The sequence below is a fragment of the Streptomyces sp. SID1328 genome, from assembly GCF_009865595.1.
Classification (GTDB): domain Bacteria; phylum Actinomycetota; class Actinomycetes; order Streptomycetales; family Streptomycetaceae; genus Streptomyces; species Streptomyces griseoluteus.
In genome coordinates, this window is sequence record NZ_WWKH01000751.1 from 1 (window position 1) to 651 (window position 651).

The 651-nt window shown below is 78.3% G+C and carries 1 protein-coding gene; it reads right to left on the reverse strand.

What is annotated here, in order from left to right:
• Positions 1-651 (reverse strand): hypothetical protein (locus tag GT030_RS24035; RefSeq protein ID WP_161202882.1); only part of this gene is annotated, 651 nt, incomplete at both ends.

Sequence of the window (651 nt, forward strand, 5' to 3'; positions counted from 1 at the left end):
TGCGGTCGCCCAGCCAGAGCACGCCCACCGCCGCCGGGCCCAGGGTCTCGCCGAGGACCATCCCGGCCGTGGCCGTGGTGACCGAGCCGCGCTGCAGCGCCGAGGTCAGGAGCAGGAAGGCGGCACCGCCGCCGAGGAGCAGGGCGTAGAGGGACGGGTCGGTCGACAGGGCGTACGGGCGAAGGGAGCCGACCAGGCGGACCGCCACCTCCACCACCCCGAAGCCGCACCCTGCGCCGAGCCCGAGGAGCAGCGCCCGCGGCCGTCCCGAGAGCCGGCCGCCCACCGCGCCGAGCAGCAGTACCCCCGCCGCCGTCGCGAGCAGTGCGTACGGCAGCCAGGCCGGGCCGCTGCGGTCGCCCTCCGCGCCCGAGGCCAGCCCGAGCAGCGCGAGCCCGGCGCACACCACGCCGACCGCCGCCCACTCTGGCCCGCTCAGACGTACCCGCAGCAGCCGCGCCGCGACCACCGCCGTCACCGCGAGGCTCGCGGCCAGCGCGGCGCCCACCGCGTAGATCGGCACCGAGCGCAACGCGAGGATCTGGAACACGAAGCCGAGCCCGTCAAGGGCGAGCCCCGCCGCGTACCGCCACTGCCGCACCGCCCGCAGCAGCAGCGCCGCCTCCCCGCCGCCCTGTCCTCCGGCCGCCC